The following is a 16,876-nucleotide window of genomic DNA, read 5'->3' as shown; positions in this document are numbered from 1 at the left end:
CCTGGCGCCGGCTGCGCACTGACCGCATCGACCTCTATTACGCGCATCTCCCTGATCCGAACACGCCCCTGGAGCAGACCCTTGCCGTCTACGACGATCTGATCCGGCAGGGGAAGCTGCGGTATGTCGCTTTGTCCAACCACCCGGCCTGGCAGATGACCGAGGCCCTGTGGATCGCCGATGACCGCCGGCTGGTCTCCGCCCCCGTGGCTGCGCAGGTGATGTACAGCCTCCTGGACCGCAGCGCCGAAAAGGAGCTCGCCGCCGCGTGCGTGAGGTTCGGTCTGTCGATCATTCCCTATGCGCCGCTGCACGGCGGTCTCCTTGCCGACCTGTCGGTCCTGGACCGGCCGATCGCCGGAGGCAAGCGCTACGGCGGGCCCGGATACCCCGACGCCGAGATCGCCATCGCCCGCCAACTCGACCAACTGGCCCGCGCGTGGGGACTGGGTATGCAGCAGGTCTCGCTGGCCTGGCTGTTGTCCCGCCCGGCCGTGGCATCGGTGATCGTTGGAGCCGAGACCGCCGACGAGCTCCGCGCCAACGCCGCCGCAGCAGATGTCGAGCTCACCCAGGAACAGCTCAATGCGGTCTCGGCGCTAACTGCCGGGACCCGGTCCTGACCGGAAGATACGAGGAACTCGGTGAAGTACTCACGCCTCGGCCACACGAGTGTCAGGGTCTATCAATGACCGAGTTATGCCGACTATTCGATGATGCCGGAATCAAAGGGGCTTCTTGAAGAAGGTCGCGGCGTCCTCATAAGCCAGCGCACGGTAGAACCCTCCTGCCCGCCGGCTCGCTAGAGAGACATAGGCAGCGCCTTGCTCCCGCCCCCACAACTCGGCCTCAGTCATCAAGGCCTGCCCCACCCCCTGTCGTCGCACCTGCCCGGCCACCATAACTTCTTCGACCCAGGCAGTAATACCTTCAAGCAATGGCAGGGCTTGGCCACTCGCTACGACAAACTCGCACTCACGTATCGCGGAGGAGCGGTTCTCCGAGCAGTCAGCATCTGGCTAGCCGCTTTAGGAGACACGCCCTAGGCCACTTTCGGGGGCGCCGGCACAGTTCGGCTTCAGGATTTGGAACTGGGTCGTCCAGGAATATGGCTGAGGATAGATTTGGAGAAGCCACCGTCGACACAAATGTCTTGGCCGGTGACATAACCAGATAGCGGACTGACAAGAAATTCGATCACGTTCGCAATGTCGATGGGATCGCCAATTCTTCCCAGCGGGATAATATCTTCCCTTGCCTTCTTGATTTGGGGATCTTCATACATTTTTTCCGTCATCCGGGTGTGAGTCATGCCGGGGGAGACCACATTCACACGGATTCCGTCAGGGGCCCATTCCAACGCGAGTGTCTGCGCCAACATCGTCAACGCAGCCTTGCTGGGGCTGTAAGCACCTGATCCAGCATGGGGTTGTTGGCCGGACATGGAGGAGGTGAAACAGGCGGCGCCGTTGCTGTCCTTCAAGTGCGGGTAACTCGCTTTGGCAAGAAGCCACGCGCCGCGGAGGTTGACGGAGAACATTCCGTCCCAGTCCTCAAGGGACAAGTCGCAGATGGCAGCAGGGCTGGCGATTCCGGCGTTTGCTACCAACGCATCCAGGCCACCGAACTCCGCTATCGCAGCCTCTACCAGTTGACTTGGCACGTCGGGATCCCCGAGATCACCTGCCAGTGCGATGGCGGTACCACCCATGGACTGGATTGAACGAACAACCTGCTCTTGGCTGCTGTTCGATTTGTGTCCACATACGGCAATCATCGGGTGCACACCCCGGGCCAGAGCGGCCTCCGCGATTCTCACGCAGGTAGACGCGCCTATGCCGGTGCTTCCGCCACTTACCAAAGCTCTCATTGCACACATTTCCTTTTACCTGGGTTTCATATGAAGTCATTCTTAACTGAAGAGGGCCCACGGGCTGTAGAGCCATCCGTCTACACCATAAAAGTGGCAGTGGAAACACATCGACTAGCCCGTCGCAACCTCGACCCAGGGGCTAAGACCCCAGATCCCAGCCTTGATTCTTAAGATCCTGCATTGCCTTATCGAATTCCTGCACGGGGTTCTCTTCGCGAATGATTTCAAGGACTACGTTATTGACGCCGCAGGTTTCCCTTACGGCTGTGCCCAATCCATTCCAGTCGATCACTCCGGTGCCGATTGGATCATGGCCCCAGGTTTCGGTGCCCGTATCAGAAATATGGACAAGTCCAATTGCTTCGTGGTGGGAGAGCAAGCCGTTTACGGGGTCTTCTCCTATGTAGGCAGCGTTGGCGACGTCGTACACAATCTTCACTGCTTCGTCGTTGATAGTGCTTACAACGCCTGCCAGATCCTGGATGGTAGGCGTGAAGCAGTAGGGAGTGTTTTCAAAGAGCAGTCGTGTGCCGGCCTGCTTGGCCAGCGGAATCAGATTTTCCAGACTCTCGTACATCCACCCGTAGGTCTTTTCGAGTGAAGGTGAAATCATGGGGCGTCTTGTGCCCGGGGATATCACGACTTCGGGGACATCCCAGGCCGCAGCCACGTCAATCACCGATTTGATGTGCTCGATGCTTTTGCGACGCATGTTGGCGCCCGGGCTGGCCAAGTTGATGTCATATCCACCGGCGTTCAGTGACCTGATGGTTGCGCCGTACTCAACGAGCCTCGCGCGAGTTGCCGAACGCTCAGGGGCGGTTATCTCATCCGGCCAGCAATGTGGCGAGCTGATCGGAACTTCAAAAGTTCTGTACCCACTGTCGACCAATTCAGCTATGGCATCAATCGCCGTAGATGACCATAGATAGGAAAATGTGTTAATGATCATTTGGTTCACGTGAAGGCATCCTCACTTCTGTTCTTCGCCTATTTGTAAACGCGCTACGAATTTTGGTCCCTGCCGAGGGATCGCAAGCGCGAGCCAGGCGGCTCGACGAGGCCCGGGGGACACGCCCCCTTTTGCTTGGTCGAGCCGCTACGGCGGCTTGGTACCAGCGTGCCTACTAGGAACGCCTAGCCTCGTCGGTGGCATGCGAAGGAGCCACCAGCAGGTGCTCGCCTTCAAGTACCTCAGCGTCAGCAAGCGCCACAGTGGCGCGGCCGGTGCGGCTGCCGGTCTCGGGCAAGGTGAAGTAAACGACGAGGCACAGGGCGACGACGACAATCATGTAGACCGCGACAAGCATGGGCTGTCCGGCGCCAACGAACGCAGCGGCGATCAGTGGCGCTGTGCCGCCGAAGACGGCGATGACGATCTGGTGTGCAAATCCGATCCCGGATACACGTACCGACGCCGGAAACAGCTCGGCCTGAATGGTCGGGTAGACGGCCTGCCAGATACCGAGAACTACCCATCCCGAGGCTGATACCAGAACGTAGACACCAAAGCCGGGCTGGTTGAGTAGGAGCAGGAGAGGGTAGAAGAGAACGATCATGCCGATGGCACCGACGATGGGGAAGATTTTGCGCCGGCCGAGCCGATCGGACAGCGCACCGCAGATCGGCACGATGACAACGAGCAAGGCCAACCCGATAACATTCCCGGTCAGCGTGGATGCCAGGTCCCGGCCGGTGGTCAGTTTGGCGTAGGTGGGAAGGAAGGTGGCCCAAGTGTAGTAGGCCACGGCCGGGGCAGAGAGTGCAGCCGCCTGCAGCAGCGCCTTGGGATGTTCGCGAAGCAGGTCCATCAGGCGGGCCGCTGCGGACTTTTGATCGACAAGGGCCGTTGCCTCAAACTCGGGGGTCTCTTCTGCCCGTGCCCTCAAGATCAGGCCAACGACGCCGAGGATGCCGCCCGCGATGAACGGGACGCGCCAACCCCAGGCGGCCAGGTCCGCTGGGGCAAAGGCTGATGTCACCATTGCTGCGGCGCCGGTAGCTGCGAGAGTCGCCAGGCCGCTCGCCGTATTGGAAAATGAACCGAACAGGCCCCTGCGGTTCGCGGGGGCGTGTTCGACCATGAAGGCGATGGCGCTCTGCGCCTCACTGCCGGCCGAGATTCCCTGGAGGATGCGTGCCACCAGGAAAAGAATCGGTGCGGCATAGCCGATGGTCGCAAACGAGGGTGTGAGGCCGATGATCAGGGCGCCGACCGCCATTCCGGAGATGGACAGCGTCAGGATGCGCCGCCGGCCGAAACGGTCGGCCAGTGGGGAGACGATGACTCCGCTGAGCGGGCGCACAACAAAACCTACTGCGTAGGTGAGCAGTGCTGCGACTAGGGATGCGAACGGGGAATCGCCTGGAAAAATCTGTCCCGAGAACACAGCCGCGAGCAGGCCGTAAATGTACCAGTCGTACCACTCCACGAAGTGGCCAATCGTTCCTGCCACCATATTCACGTTGCGGCGAGGACGCTTGGACACTTCGGGATACTCCGAAGGGTCCGGCCTGCCGACGGCTTCTTTTGAGGTCTTCATTGAACTCTCCATATTTTCACATTTGCTGCGGAGGGGTAATGGGGTGAGGGCGCTTAATGCTTGCCCGAAATTTGCTTTACTGCGGCTCTCTAACTCATCAACACGACCAATGAGATCGGTTGCTGAGATCGGTTGCAATAACCTTACGAGTGATGAAAGTCGGTTGTCAACGTCTTGTTGAAGGGGTCGTTCCGAATCTGGGCCGCGCCGGCGTCTAGCAGGCGGCGACGCTATCCATGCTCTGGAAGCAGGCCTCCCGAACAGAAAGTAGGGCATCAGACCCGAGAAGGGCTGCTCTTGGACCTCGGGTCAAAGTGAAAGATGGCCAGGTCCGGCAGTCACGCATCTGCCGGGAGCGGTGTTTCGTTGTTGAAGTCCAGGTACTCCACCCCGGACCACGCGCATTCGAGGCTTCCGTAGGTGCACCAGTATTCGTCCCAGTGCGAGAGTTTCCATTGGTCTCGTTCCAGGCCGCGGCGGGTAAGCCGTTCCCGCAGAAGTTCCTGGGGAACCCTTACCCGCACGACTGTGGTCTGGGAAGGTGGCCAGTGAAATTTCTCTGCTGCGCGGGTCAGGAAGTCGGGTACCTGAAAGTAAGCGCCGAATGGGGCATCGATTACTACCGACAGGCCGAGGCGCAGGTTCGCTCCAGTCACGTCCATGAGAGTGTCGTATTCGAGGGGCAGCAGGTTGTCGCGGTAGAAGTCGTTGGATTCCCGGTCGGTGGGGTCGTGTCCTGTTGCTTTCAGGGCGAACTCGACAAATCGTCCGCATACCCTGTCCTTGTCCAGGTAAGCGGCATCGTTCTCTCTTGCCGTTTTCTGGGCAACTGTCGTTTTACCTGAGCCGGCCGGGCCAATGACGATGAAGACGCTGGGGGCGGTCATCGGCGGGCCTCTGCCACCGCTGACAGGAACTCCTTGGCGGCTTTGGTGACGCGGTTGAAGTCGCCATCCGGCTGCCATGCTTTAGTCACGTAGCTGCCGACGCCGACACCTGCGACGCCGGCGGCAAACCATTCGCCTACGTTCTCAAGGGTCACGCCGCCTGCCGGCATGATCGGCAGATGGGCGAGTGGGGCGAGGATGGATTTGACGTAGGGGATGCCTCCGGCTTCGGTGGGGAAAAGCTTGAGGATGTCGGCACCCGCCTCGGCGGAGTTGACCAGCTCAGTTGGCGTGTAGGCGCCGCTGACGGTGGGTATCTGGTACCGGTTCGCTGTCCGGATCATTGCCGGGTTCAGTTGAGGGCTGACAAGGAAGTCAGCGCCGGCGCGGATGCACTCGTAGGCCGAGTGCTCGTCCAGTACCGTTCCGGCGCCGATGGCTACTCCGTTGGGCCCGTGCTTGGCGGCGAGCCTACGGATCACATCGACCGCCCCTGGGATCGAGAGGGTGATTTCAAGGGCTCGGAAGCCTCCGGTGATGGCGGCTTCTGCCACGCGTTCTGCCACTTCAGCGTTCTGGAGGCGGACGATCAGGACGGCGCCGGATTCGTCGATGGTCTGCAGGGTGCGAAGTTTCTTGTACATGCTTGCCTTTCTTGCGCCCCGGCGTGTTGATGTTCCCTATTGCCCGGGCAATGTTAAAGTGTCGTTGACAAACTTTCCCACTATCCATAGTGTTATTGCAACCGATCTCAGCAACCGATCTCATACAAGGGGGTATTGCGGTTGACTCACGTACGCACAATCATTCTGGGTGCTTCCCATTGGCATGTTCCGCTTTGCGCGCCGGCCATTGCCGAAGAGCACGAGGTGATCGGAGTCGGTGACGACGACGTATCCCGCGTCCAGGTGCAGGACCTGGCGGAAGGATGGGGGGCGCCGGTTGAAGCCGACTGGCGGAAGCTGGTTGATCTCCCCGACGTCGGCCTCGCATATGTCTTCGGCCCCCATGACGGTGTGGCCGAAAAGTGTCTTGCGTTGATCGAGCGCGGTATTCCGTTCGTTGTGGAGAAGCCGTTGGGCACTTCCCTTGACGAGCTTTCCGCCGTGCGTCAAGCCGCGGAGGCAGCCGGCGTGCCTGCCACCGTCCCCCTGGTCCAGCGCGGTGGACCCACAGAGCAATGGCTTGCCAAGGCAGGCCGGCCCACGTACCAGCGAACCTCGTTCATTGCCGGCCCGCCAGCCCGGTATCTCGACAATGCCAATCCCTGGATGCTCGATCCTGTCAAGGCTGGCGGGGGTTGCCTGGCCAATCTGGGCCCACATTTTGTCGATCTGTTCCTTAGGGGCACGGGTGAGACCGTGGCGCGTGTGGACTCCCGGCTCTCATCGGCTCTTCACAACCAGGCTGTGGAGGATCATGCCAGCCTGATCATCACGACGCCGGAGGGACGCGAAGCCATCGTTGAGGTTGGCTACGCATTCCCTGGTTCGCCGCTTAAGCGCTACTGCAGCTTTACCTCGGTTGGTGAGGCAGGATTCGCATCCGTTGATTCGGACGGCACAGCTACGTTCACGGCACTGGACGGCACCACGGAGGTCGACAAGATCAATGTGGACAGCGACCCACTTTATGCTCCGTTCGTGCGGAGCGTCGCCCGGACGCTGGATGATGGATTCCTGGGCCTGACTACGTTGGCCCAGCTCGAAGACGTCATGCGCCCCATTTGGCAGGCCTATGACAACCAGCACGGAGGAAGAGAACATGTCTGACTTGAGTATCGACGTCGTTGCAAAAGCTGCTGGTGTCCATAGGTCAACGGTCTCCCGGGCTTTCTCACGCCCCGAGGCGGTGAAGAGCGAAACACGCGAGCACATCCTTCGGGTCGCCGAGGGACTCGGCTACACGATGAGTCCACTAGCCCAGGCGCTTCGCCGGAAAACCAGCACGTTCATCCCGCTGATCGTCCCTGACATCACCAACCCGTTCTTCGCTGAACTTGCCAAGACGATGACGCAGGCGGCGGACGAGCGCGGCTACCAGCTGCTGCTCTGCGTCACCAATGGTGACCCTGCCAAGACCGATGGATACTTCACCGCCATGCAGGCCATGTACGCCCCCTTCGGAATTGTGGCTCCATCGACAAAGGTCGATACCGAGGCCATGAAACGCTTCGACTTCGGCCATAAAGTCGTGGTGATCGACCGCGTGGAAGGTGACGACTCCGTTCCCACAGTCACCGTCGACAGTCGCCAGGGAATCAGGCTCGCACTGGACCACCTGCACGCGTTAGGGCACACCTCGATTGGCTACGTATCCGGCATTGCCGGGACGCACACCGCCCAGGACCGGATGGACGCCTATTTGGAGCTGTCCGCCGAGAGCGGCAACGCACCTGTCGTGCTGGACAGCGGGTCGGATCTTGATGCGGGCACGCGCGGGGCAGAACATTACCTGGAGATGGACAATCCTCCAACGGCAATCATCGCCGCCAATGACATGGTGGCCTTTGCGGTCATTTCGGCGCTCGGCCAACGTGGAGTACGGGTACCGGAAGACGTGTCGGTTATCGGGTTCGACGGTCTCGCTCTCGGCGCCCGGTTTAACCCTCCTTTGACGACGGTTCGCCAGCCGATTGCCGACATGGGACACATCGCCATTGAACTGGCTGAGAAGCAGAACGCGGATGGCTCCGTGGACCACATCGTCCTCGAACCTGAGCTTCTGGTCCGCCGCTCCACCTCTGGACCACGCAAATGACCAGGGCGCAGGAGTCAACGCTCCGGCGCCTGCCGGGCCTTCAGCACACAGACCACGTCGGCCTGACGGTTCCAAACCTTGACGAAGGCATCCGGTTCTTCGTCGAAGTCCTCGGAGCCGAAGAGCTCTACCGCTCCGAACGCGGGCCCGATGAAGAATTCATGCCCACAAACTTCGACGTCCCGGCAGATGCCAAGCTCACGCTCGCCATGCTGCGCCTGCCACCAAACCTCAACATTGAGCTTTTCGAATGGAGCAGCACTCAGCGGCGTGGTACCCCGCCGCGGCACTGCGACGCCGGCGGCCACCACCTGTGCTTCGTCGTGGACGACGTCGACGAAGCGATCGCAGTGCTGCAGGCAACACCTGGAGTACGGGTGCTCGGAGAACGCAAGGAAGTTGCCGGCGACAGCCCCCGAGTAGCCGGCAACCGCTGGACCTACTTCATCACCCCATGGGGATTGCTGATGGAAATCGTGGACCGATCCCGCGTCGCAGCCCCGCCCCCGCTGGTCGGTCCCACGGACTGGGCAACACCTCCAAACACTTCCAGAAAGGACATAAACAAATGCGGCTAGCGGGTCACACACTAGGCACCCCGAACCACACGGTTCCCCAAGCACTTGATCTCTTCCGAGCCGCAGGGCTCGATGCAGCCGAAGTCATCTACCAGGATGACTACAAATCAGGGTTGCCATTAGGTGACCGGCGTGCTGCGGTGGAGGCAATGAAGGCGGCCGATACCGCAGGGATACCCATCGTAGGTCTGACGCCTTACACGACCGCCATCAACTCACTGTACGACGCGGAATGGCGCACAGCAGTTGATGAATTTCGCGGCGCCATAGAAACCGCACACCTGCTCGGCGCTGACCGGGTCCGTGTCTATGCCGGTTCCTGGCACCCTGGGGACAACGACCACACGGCGCGTTGGGCAAAACTGCGTGAAGCATTGGAGACCCTGGCGCCCGAAGCTGGCCAGGCGGGCGTTCGCCTCTGCGTGGAAAACCACTTCGGCACCATGACCCAGACCGCGGCGGCCACCGCTGCCCTAGTCCGGGAAATTGACCATCCGGCGGTCCGCGTTCTCTATGACCAGGCGAACCTGACCTTCACGCACGACGAAACGTTCGAACAGGCCTTTGCTGTTCAAGGAGATCTGGTCGGTCACGTGCATGTGAAGGACCTGGTCTTCACGGATCCCAACGCAGCCTTCCGCGCCACGGAAACGGCCCGGGTCAACGCTTCCGAACGGGCTGTCAGGTCGCGCGTGGTCGGAGGCGGCGTCGTTCCATGGTCCGACATCCTCGCCGCGTTGCTGCAGCACGGCTACGACGACGTGCTGAGCATCGAGCTCGAGTACCGCTGGCATCCTCAAGACCTCCCCGCGCCCGAGGACGGATTCCGGGAATCCGCCGCCGTCCTTCGCGCCATGCTCTCTGACCTGACTGAAGTAAGGAACGCCTGATGAACACCAACCGTCTACGCGTCGGAGTTGTCGGCGCGGGCAATATCGCCACCATTGCCCAATTGCCCACCCTCGTGCAACGTGCCGACGTCGAATTGGCCGCCTTGGTGTCCCGCCGGGATGACCCAAGCAGCCTGGTCAGGCGCTGGGGATTCGGCGCCGCCTACAAGACCGTGGAGGACATGGTGGATTCGCAGGAGCTGGATGCAGTCTTCGTGCTGACGCCACGTTCCGAGCACGCCCACGCCGTCCAGCTATGCCTGAGCCATGATGTCGACGTGTTCTGCGAAAAACCCTTGGCTCCGGCAACCGATGAGGCGGAACGTCTGGCAGACCTCGCCGACGAGCGCGGCCGCATACTGATGGTCGACTTCAACCGCCGCTACGCTCCCGTCTACACTGCCGGCCGGGAAGTTTTCGGTACCAAAGGCGCCACCTTCTGCGTCGCCCAGAAAAACCGCCCCGGCTCCGAATACCGTGCAACATTCGAAAATGCCATCCATATGGTCGATCTCCTCCGCTGGTACTGCGGCGGCGAACCCGAGCACGTCGCCGCCCACGCCGCTGGTGACGACCCCTGGGAAGAAGACGGCGTCGCAGCAACCATCCGCTTCAGCACCGGGAACACGGGCGTCCTGATGGCCGCCCGCACAGCAGGAGCGTGGAACGAGAAGTTGGATGCCTATGGTGACGGAAAGACAGTAGAGGTCAGGGCGCCCGAAACGGTCTCGACCACAGTCAAGGGCGTCACCACATCCCGGGAACTCAGCGCAGAGGCGTATGGCTGGGCTACTGCGACGGACACTCTCGGATTTTCCGCCGCCGTTAACCATTTCCTGGACCGCGTCGCTGACAGGCAACAGCCACTGACCTCAGGCCGTGAAGCCGTTCACACCCAACGATTGCTCGACCGGATCCTCGCCGCTTCCGGGCTCCCGACAGAGGAACAAGCCGGCCGGGAATGGGCCAGCCACGCAGTGAACGGAAGCTGAACAACCAAGCTCGCCCATCCTTCGGGTTAGGTCTTGCACCGAGAACTGTTGAAACCACGGCCTCCACAAGCCGCTGAGCATAGGGAGGCACAAAATAGCTCCAAACCGCCTCCACCAGAGCAACCCGAAAATCGGGGGAACGGGACGACAACCGCTGCGCGGCCGGCTCACCCCTCTCGTTGGCATCCTGCTGGTCGCGTTCAGCGCCAGACAGGCGGTTTCGGCGGTATCCCCACTCCTTGGTCCAATAAGCGGTGACCTACCCCTCGACGCCGTGACGACCGGGATCCTTGGTATGCTGCCGACCGCCGGCTTCGCAGCGATGGGCTTCCTGGCTGTCCCTCTGATCCGCCGTACCCAGCCCGAACACCTGCTGCTGGTGTCAATCCTGCTGACAACACTCGGCCAGATCGGACGCGCACTGGGGTCGACTACCCTCGCCTTTTTGGTGTTCACCTGTGTCGCCATGCTGGGGATCGGGGTGGTAAATGTGGTGATTCCGCCGCTGTTGATGAAGTATTTCCCCGATAAGATCGGGATCCTCCCTGCCCTCCACGTGACACTCCTCGCCGTCAGCACCGCCGTGGCCGCCCAAGCCGCCACACCCTTGGCGGGTATGTATGGCTGGCGGTTCTCCATCGGTATCTGGGCGGTAATCAGCGCCGCCGCAACGGTACCCTGGCTGACGGTCCTTGCCGGCAGGCGTACGGCTGCCCGCGTCAGGAAACCGCCAACCAGCGAAGTACCGCCGCCCCGCACCAGCGTGATCAAGCCCTGGAGATCATCGATTGGCTGGGGTACGGCACTAATCTTCGCGGGTTGCTCGAGCAACACGTTTGCTGCCCTTACATGGCTTCCGGTTGTTCTTATAGACAGAGGGATGAGTCCGGAAACCGCCGGGTTCATGTTGGCGCTCTATTCCATCCTCGGCCTGCCGGTCGGCCTTGTTGTCCCTTTTGCTGTGGTGAGGATGCCTCGCCCGCTACCTATCGCAATCCTGTTCGTCGTCACGTTCTCGGCCGGCTATGGAGGCATCATCTTTGCTCCGATGACTTCTGCCGCAGTGTGGGTAGCCATCGCCGGGCTTGGTCAGGGCGCATACTCCTTCGCGTTTACCATGATCAATAAGCGGGCACGAACACAAACCGGGTCGGGGGTACTGTCCGGGTTCGCCCAGGGAGTCGGCTACACCCTCGCAAGCCTCGGCCCATTCCTTTTTGGTCTCCTGCATCAGCCAGGGGACCACTGGCTACCCTCGTTCGGCATGCTCGGAGCCTGGCTCCTCGTGCTTACCGTGGGAGCCCTGATGATCAACAGACCGCGCGAGCTTGAGGATGCCTTCCCGGGCGAGACCGCCAGGCACTCAACAGAGCAAGACACTGACGCGGTGCCCGGCTCCAGCTGCTCACAAAGTCGACATCATCTTCGCTGACAACCCAGAACGCCAGTACTCCAAAGCCTGAGCCAAATAATTCCTTGACAGACCCTTTTCGCCATCCTATGTTTATTGCAACCAATCTCAGCAACCGATCTCATTTCTACTGATATGAATGCAACCGATCTCAAAGGAGAGACGCAATGATCAAAAGTGCAGGTTCTTTGACTGCTGTTGCCCTGGCCGCGGCACTGCTGACAGGCTGCTCAAGCAGCAATCCGGGCGACGCCGGCAACAACAGTGAAGCCGGTCCCGTGACGTTGACGTACTGGGACTTCATGGACCCGAGCCAGAACAACCCCCGGTCCGCGGCGCTGAAGCAGAACATCGAGAACTTCGAGAAGGAAAATCCCAACATCCATGTCCAGCTTTCGACGGTTTCCTTCGGCGACATGATCAGCAGGCTCCCGCAGGCGGCAGCAGCGGGTCAGACGCCGGACGTTGTGAAGATGTACGCACCGGTGGTTCCACAGATGGCTGCCGCCCAGGTCTATCAGCCGCTTCCAGGGGAGGCCAAGCAGATCACCGACTGGCTGCGCCCGGTGGATAAGCTGGCGGACAAGGATGGAAAACAGGTAGCCGTGCCGTACGACTACCGCACCTGCACCCTCTATTACAACGACAAGATCCTCAAGCAGATCGGAGCGGCAGTACCCACGACATGGGACCAGGTCGCGGACGTAGCTGGAAAAGCAGCAGCCGCCGGTTATACGGGGTTTGGGACGGGATTCTCCGGCGTCGACAACTCGGCGATCATCTCGACCTTCTTTGATTGCTTCATGAGTCAGGTGGGGCAGGAAGTCTCAGGTCAGGACGGCAAAGCCACCTTCAACACTGAGAAGGGCAAGGAATTCGCCGACTTCCTTGTCAAGCTCAAAAAAGCCGGAGGCATGTCCAAGAGTGTGGTGGGGGACCAGTACTCCACAGTCAATGACGGTCTCCAAAACGGCACTGTGTCGATGGCCGTCCTTGGAACTGAACGCCTGTTGACCCTGCAGAAGGCGAACCCGGACATCAAGTCCTCCACCCTGCCCAAGACCTCAAACGGCTCGGATACCGGATCGACATTCGGCTGGACGCTTGGCATCGGTGCCGGGAGCAAGCATGCCCAGGCCGCTTGGAAGTTCATTGAGTACATGACCGGCCCGAAAGCCGGGGCAGTCATGGCAACCGGAGGTGACGTACCCACTCGCTCCGCGACCTTCAAGGATCCCTACTTCACCACTCTCGGGGCCAAGACCGTGCTGGACGTCAGTAAATTCGTCGAGCAGCACAGCGAGCCACACCCCTACCCGGACAACTGGATTGCTATCGCGGGGGGCCTCGCCGGCGCCGGCCAGGAGCTGTACCTCAACAACCGTTCAGCGGACGAGTTCATGAAGATTGCCCAGGACGCGGCCAACAAGTGAGCCTCGGTCCGGACTGGAATAACGACGGAACAGCCCTGGCCCCAGGAAAGCGAACCTCATGTCAGTGACACAAGTACAACGCACAGCGCGGAGTATCAAACCCCGAATCCGGACTTCCCGGAAAGACCGCGCTGTCTGGCTCTACGTCGTCCCGGTCGTAGCGGTCTTCCTCTTCGTCTTCGTCGGGCCCCTGGTCTTCACAGCCTGGACTGCCCTCCACGAAACCACGTACTACCAGATCAAAGAATTCTCCGGTCTGAATTCGTTCACGAAGCTCTTCTCAGACAAGGACCTTCCCAAACAGATCGGCACCACCCTTGCCTTCTCACTTGGTGCGCTGGCCATCGCCGTGCCGCTGGGGTTTGCCTCTGCAATGGTCTTGAACAAGATCATCCGCTTCAAGCGGACGGTCCGGAGCCTGTTCCTGCTTCCTTGGCTGATGTCCCAAGCCACCGTCGGCACACTGTGGCTGTGGTTCCTCAACCCCAACTACGGTCCGGGCACGGCCATCACTAAGGCTCTTGGTTTCGGACCCACGGACGTGTTCTCATCGCCTGGTTCGGCCCTTGTGGCCGTGACCCTCATCACCGCATGGTGGTCTTACCCCCAAGCCATGGTCCTCTTCCTCGGGGCTCTGCAGACCGTTCCCATGGAACTTTACGAGAGCCTTCGCGTCGACGGAGGGAATGCCTGGCAGGGGTTTGTGAACATCACGCTGCCCTTCCTCCGGAACACCATCGTCTCGGTCGTGGTCGTCCTGATGATGCTTTATGTGCAGATGGTGACCATCATCCTGGTCACCACGCGCGGCGGCCCGCTTGGCGGTACCGAAACGCTCTCCATGCGCGTATTCAACAAGACGTTCCAGAACTTCGACCTGTCGGGAGCTTCGGCAACGGCCATCCTGCTCTTCGCGATCAACATCGCCCTGACCCTGGTAGCAATCCGCTTCCGACGGAAGGACACCCTGTGACTGCCACTATCCCCGCCCGACGCCGACGCCCGGGGCAGATTCTGCAACGGTTACCCATTTGGGCCGTTATTACCGTGACCGCTGCCCTGGTGCTGCCACCCATCCTGTGGATCTTGTCGACGTCCCTGAAGACTGAAGCCAATACGGTGGCTTTCCCGCCGGTATGGATCCCCGACCCGGTCTCCTTCGGCAGCTACGGCGGGCTGTTTACCTCCGCCAATATTCGCTTCTTTGCGAACTCACTCATCTACGCCGTCGGGTCAATCGTCTTGGCCTTGGCTGTGTGCATACCTGCAGCGTATGTCGCCACCCGCTTCCGCGGCCGCCGAATGGAGGCCCTCATGACGGCAATCCTCGTGCTGTCCATGGTCCCTGGTGTCGTCGTTTTCATTGCGCTCTATTCGATGTTCGTCAAAACGTCCCTCATCAACACCTACCCTCTGCTGATCGTGGTCTACACGGGCATCATCTGCGGACAAACGATCCTGTTCCTGCGGAACTTCATCGAAAACATTCCGGTTGAGATCGAGGAAGCAGCGGCGATCGATGGCTGCAGCCGGCGCCAAATCCTCCTGCGGATCGTATTGCCCCTGATCCGTCCTGGTATAGCAGCCGTTGCAATCTTCATCTTCGTGTTCGTCTGGAACGACTTCCTTGTCGGAACCGTCCTCGCAACAACCGAGGACATGAAGACCGTGCAGAACGGCATCGTCCGCTACATCTCCACCGGCTTCGGCAACTTCTGGGCCTCCTTCGGCGCCTTCGTCATCGTCGCCTTCGTGCCCGTCCTGGGCATCTTCGCCATATTCCAACGCTGGTTCATCGCAGGCCTGACCTCGGGAGGCGTCAAATCATGACCGTAACGGAACAGGCTCCCCGGGTCGCCGTCGTTGGAGCAGCCGGCTGGGCCGGATCACGACACGCACGAGCATTCGCCGCAGCCGGTGCCAACGTCGTCTTCCTTGTTGACAAGGACCACCGCGCTACCCACTCGCCCAGGAACTGGGCGCAGTGCTGCTACCCAGCACAGAGACACTCCGCCCCGAGGACCTGGACCTAGTCGTCGTTGCCCTCCCAACCACCATGCAACCGGACGTTTGCGCAGACCTTCTCAGCAGGGGATTGCGTGTCCTGACCGAAAAACCGGTAGCCGCAGACGCAGAGGGCGCCGCCGTCCTGGCCGCTGCATCCGGCGTCAGCGAACGCCTCATGGTCGGGTACACGCTCCACCAGCACCCCGCCGCACCGGTTGTCTCTCAATGGGTCAGGGACCACGACGTGGTCGCCGTGTCCGTCCGCTCCGTGGCCCATAAACAGAAGGTCGACTCGTGGCGCGCCGACCCGAAGGAGGGCGGCGTCGCCGTCATCAACGGCATTCACGCCATCGAACTAGTCTCCTCCTGGTTCGATGGCGACCCGAGAGTACTGGCCACCAGCGCCAGCAGCAGCCTGTACGGCTCGCCGGTACCAGAACACGTCGTCGCCACCCTCGAATTTCCTGAGGGCACGGTGTTTAACCTTCAGAGCTACTGGTCTCCCTGGCAGGAGTCTCAAGGTCTCAACCAAGGGGACTGGAGCCTCACCATCGATGTCCTGGCAAGCACCGGCCGGATGCTGTGGTCCAACGATTCCCTCCACGCGTGGGAACGGGACGGCAGCCAGTACGAGAAGACCTTCGATCCCTCGGACCTCTTCCTTCGCCAGGCCGAGTCGGCTCTGAGGTTCTGCTCGGGTGAAACCCCTGCAGTCACATTCGCCCAGGCACTCCGCGCCACCGAAATCGCCGATGCCCTCCTGGCAGCTGTAGCCTCCCGAGCTAAGGACGAGCTCGCCCCGTAGCATCATCAAACCTGACCACATGGCGACCGGCCGAACCGAGCAATCTCAACTAAGGAAATGAACATGAAACGATCACCTCACACTCCAGCCGCGGGGGGACCGCGGTGCACCCACATTCATGGAAGCGATATCAAATGAGCCTCAAAGACCAGGTGGTTCTGGTAACCGGATCCAGCGGCGGAATCGGCGACGCCGCTGTCAGCGCACTCAAAGCTGCAGGCGCCATCGTCGTTGGCGCTGACCGTTCCCCCAAAGAGGACCAGCCCTTGGAGGCGTTCTACCCCCTCGACATCACCTCGGAACAGCAATGCGCAGCCGCAATCCAGGACATCGCATCCAAACACGGCCGCATTGATGTCCTGATCCACGCAGCGGGAGTGCTCGGCCCCACCCCCGGCATTATGGAGACAACAACCGAAGAGTTCGACTCCATTCTGAGGATCAACGCCTCCGCGACCTTCACGATGGTGCGGGAAACAGCCAAATCGATGCTCGAGTCCGGCACCGCCGGCGCCATCGTGGTCCTGTCCTCCGTTGCGGCCAAGGAAGCACGCCTCAACTACCTGCCGTACAACGCGAGCAAGCTAGCGGTACTTCACATCATGTGGTCATTCGCCGAGCTGCTCGGGCCCAACGGCATCTCCGTTAACGCCATCGCACCAGGCCCGGTGAACACACCCATGTGGGCACAATTCGC

Annotated in this window: 18 protein-coding genes; 12 read left to right on the top strand and 6 right to left on the bottom strand. The window is 60.8% G+C overall.

All coding sequences use genetic code 11. The features are described 5' to 3' along the window. Positions 1–623: aldo/keto reductase (locus tag AHiyo1_RS14645; RefSeq protein WP_148667600.1), on the top strand; the 623-nt coding region annotated here is incomplete at its 5' end. Positions 624–725: 102 nt separating this feature from the next. Here AHiyo1_RS14645 and AHiyo1_RS14640 read toward each other — a convergent pair. The 6 genes from AHiyo1_RS14640 to AHiyo1_RS14610 all read right to left on the bottom strand — a co-directional run bounded on the left by AHiyo1_RS14640 (position 726) and on the right by AHiyo1_RS14610 (position 5,947). After that, a complete protein-coding gene (locus tag AHiyo1_RS14640; protein ID WP_370872685.1) occupies positions 726–983 on the bottom strand; it encodes a GNAT family N-acetyltransferase in 258 nt (85 codons plus the stop codon). 95 nt (positions 984–1,078) lie between these two features. Next, positions 1,079–1,870, bottom strand: coding sequence for an SDR family NAD(P)-dependent oxidoreductase (locus AHiyo1_RS14630; protein ID WP_059389058.1), 792 nt, complete (start codon positions 1,868–1,870; stop codon positions 1,079–1,081). A 142-nt stretch (positions 1,871–2,012) separates the two neighbouring features. Continuing rightward, positions 2,013–2,825 (bottom strand): sugar phosphate isomerase/epimerase family protein, encoded by an 813-nt coding sequence (locus AHiyo1_RS14625; protein ID WP_059389060.1) that lies wholly within the window; start codon positions 2,823–2,825, stop codon positions 2,013–2,015. A gap of 175 nt (positions 2,826–3,000) precedes the next feature. Then, on the bottom strand, positions 3,001–4,416 hold the full coding sequence (locus AHiyo1_RS14620; RefSeq protein ID WP_059389057.1) for an MFS transporter: 1,416 nt from the start codon (positions 4,414–4,416) through the stop codon (positions 3,001–3,003). 338 nt (positions 4,417–4,754) lie between these two features. After that, a complete protein-coding gene (locus tag AHiyo1_RS14615) occupies positions 4,755–5,303 on the bottom strand; it encodes an AAA family ATPase (RefSeq protein ID WP_059389056.1) in 549 nt (182 codons plus the stop codon). Beyond that, a complete protein-coding gene (locus AHiyo1_RS14610; RefSeq protein WP_059389055.1) occupies positions 5,300–5,947 on the bottom strand; it encodes a bifunctional 4-hydroxy-2-oxoglutarate aldolase/2-dehydro-3-deoxy-phosphogluconate aldolase in 648 nt (215 codons plus the stop codon). The genes AHiyo1_RS14615 and AHiyo1_RS14610 overlap by 4 nt, the downstream gene beginning before the upstream one ends. A 141-nt stretch (positions 5,948–6,088) precedes the next feature. Between AHiyo1_RS14610 and AHiyo1_RS14605 the strand changes: the two genes are divergently transcribed. From AHiyo1_RS14605 to AHiyo1_RS14555, 11 genes are all read left to right on the top strand, one after another. Next, entirely contained in the window at positions 6,089–7,075 is a 987-nt protein-coding gene (locus AHiyo1_RS14605) for a Gfo/Idh/MocA family protein (protein ID WP_059389054.1), read from the top strand. Next, positions 7,068–8,063, top strand: a complete 996-nt coding sequence (locus tag AHiyo1_RS14600; protein WP_059389053.1) for a LacI family DNA-binding transcriptional regulator — start codon at positions 7,068–7,070, stop codon at positions 8,061–8,063. The genes AHiyo1_RS14605 and AHiyo1_RS14600 overlap by 8 nt, the downstream gene beginning before the upstream one ends. Continuing rightward, complete coding sequence (locus AHiyo1_RS14595) at positions 8,060–8,641, top strand: VOC family protein (protein ID WP_059389052.1); 582 nt, start codon at positions 8,060–8,062, stop codon at positions 8,639–8,641. The genes AHiyo1_RS14600 and AHiyo1_RS14595 overlap by 4 nt, the downstream gene beginning before the upstream one ends. Then, the gene (locus AHiyo1_RS14590; protein WP_059389051.1) at positions 8,632–9,531 is read left to right on the top strand and encodes a sugar phosphate isomerase/epimerase family protein; all 900 of its coding nucleotides are present in this window, start codon (positions 8,632–8,634) and stop codon (positions 9,529–9,531) included. The genes AHiyo1_RS14595 and AHiyo1_RS14590 overlap by 10 nt, the downstream gene beginning before the upstream one ends. Continuing rightward, on the top strand, positions 9,531–10,523 hold the full coding sequence (locus tag AHiyo1_RS14585) for a Gfo/Idh/MocA family protein (protein ID WP_059389050.1): 993 nt from the start codon (positions 9,531–9,533) through the stop codon (positions 10,521–10,523). The genes AHiyo1_RS14590 and AHiyo1_RS14585 overlap by 1 nt, the downstream gene beginning before the upstream one ends. 94 nt (positions 10,524–10,617) lie before the next feature. Next, positions 10,618–11,955, top strand: coding sequence for an MFS transporter (locus AHiyo1_RS14580; RefSeq protein WP_340639334.1), 1,338 nt, complete (start codon positions 10,618–10,620; stop codon positions 11,953–11,955). A gap of 146 nt (positions 11,956–12,101) precedes the next feature. Then, positions 12,102–13,367, top strand: a complete 1,266-nt coding sequence (locus AHiyo1_RS14575; RefSeq protein WP_059389049.1) for an ABC transporter substrate-binding protein — start codon at positions 12,102–12,104, stop codon at positions 13,365–13,367. A gap of 58 nt (positions 13,368–13,425) precedes the next feature. Next, the gene (locus AHiyo1_RS14570; protein ID WP_084784521.1) at positions 13,426–14,340 is read left to right on the top strand and encodes a carbohydrate ABC transporter permease; all 915 of its coding nucleotides are present in this window, start codon (positions 13,426–13,428) and stop codon (positions 14,338–14,340) included. Next, positions 14,337–15,197: a carbohydrate ABC transporter permease gene (locus AHiyo1_RS14565; RefSeq protein ID WP_148667593.1), complete on the top strand. Its 861-nt coding sequence runs from the start codon at positions 14,337–14,339 to the stop codon at positions 15,195–15,197. The genes AHiyo1_RS14570 and AHiyo1_RS14565 overlap by 4 nt, the downstream gene beginning before the upstream one ends. Before the next feature lie 154 nt (positions 15,198–15,351). Further along, positions 15,352–16,179, top strand: a complete 828-nt coding sequence (locus tag AHiyo1_RS14560) for a Gfo/Idh/MocA family protein (RefSeq protein WP_253257365.1) — start codon at positions 15,352–15,354, stop codon at positions 16,177–16,179. A 134-nt stretch (positions 16,180–16,313) separates the two neighbouring features. Next, a partial coding sequence (locus AHiyo1_RS14555; RefSeq protein WP_059389047.1) for an SDR family NAD(P)-dependent oxidoreductase occupies positions 16,314–16,876 on the top strand: 563 nt, incomplete at its 3' end.

It is taken from the genome of Arthrobacter sp. Hiyo1 (assembly GCF_001263615.2).
GTDB lineage: Bacteria > Actinomycetota > Actinomycetes > Actinomycetales > Micrococcaceae > Arthrobacter.
This window is presented reverse-complemented; position numbering and strand designations above follow the sequence as displayed.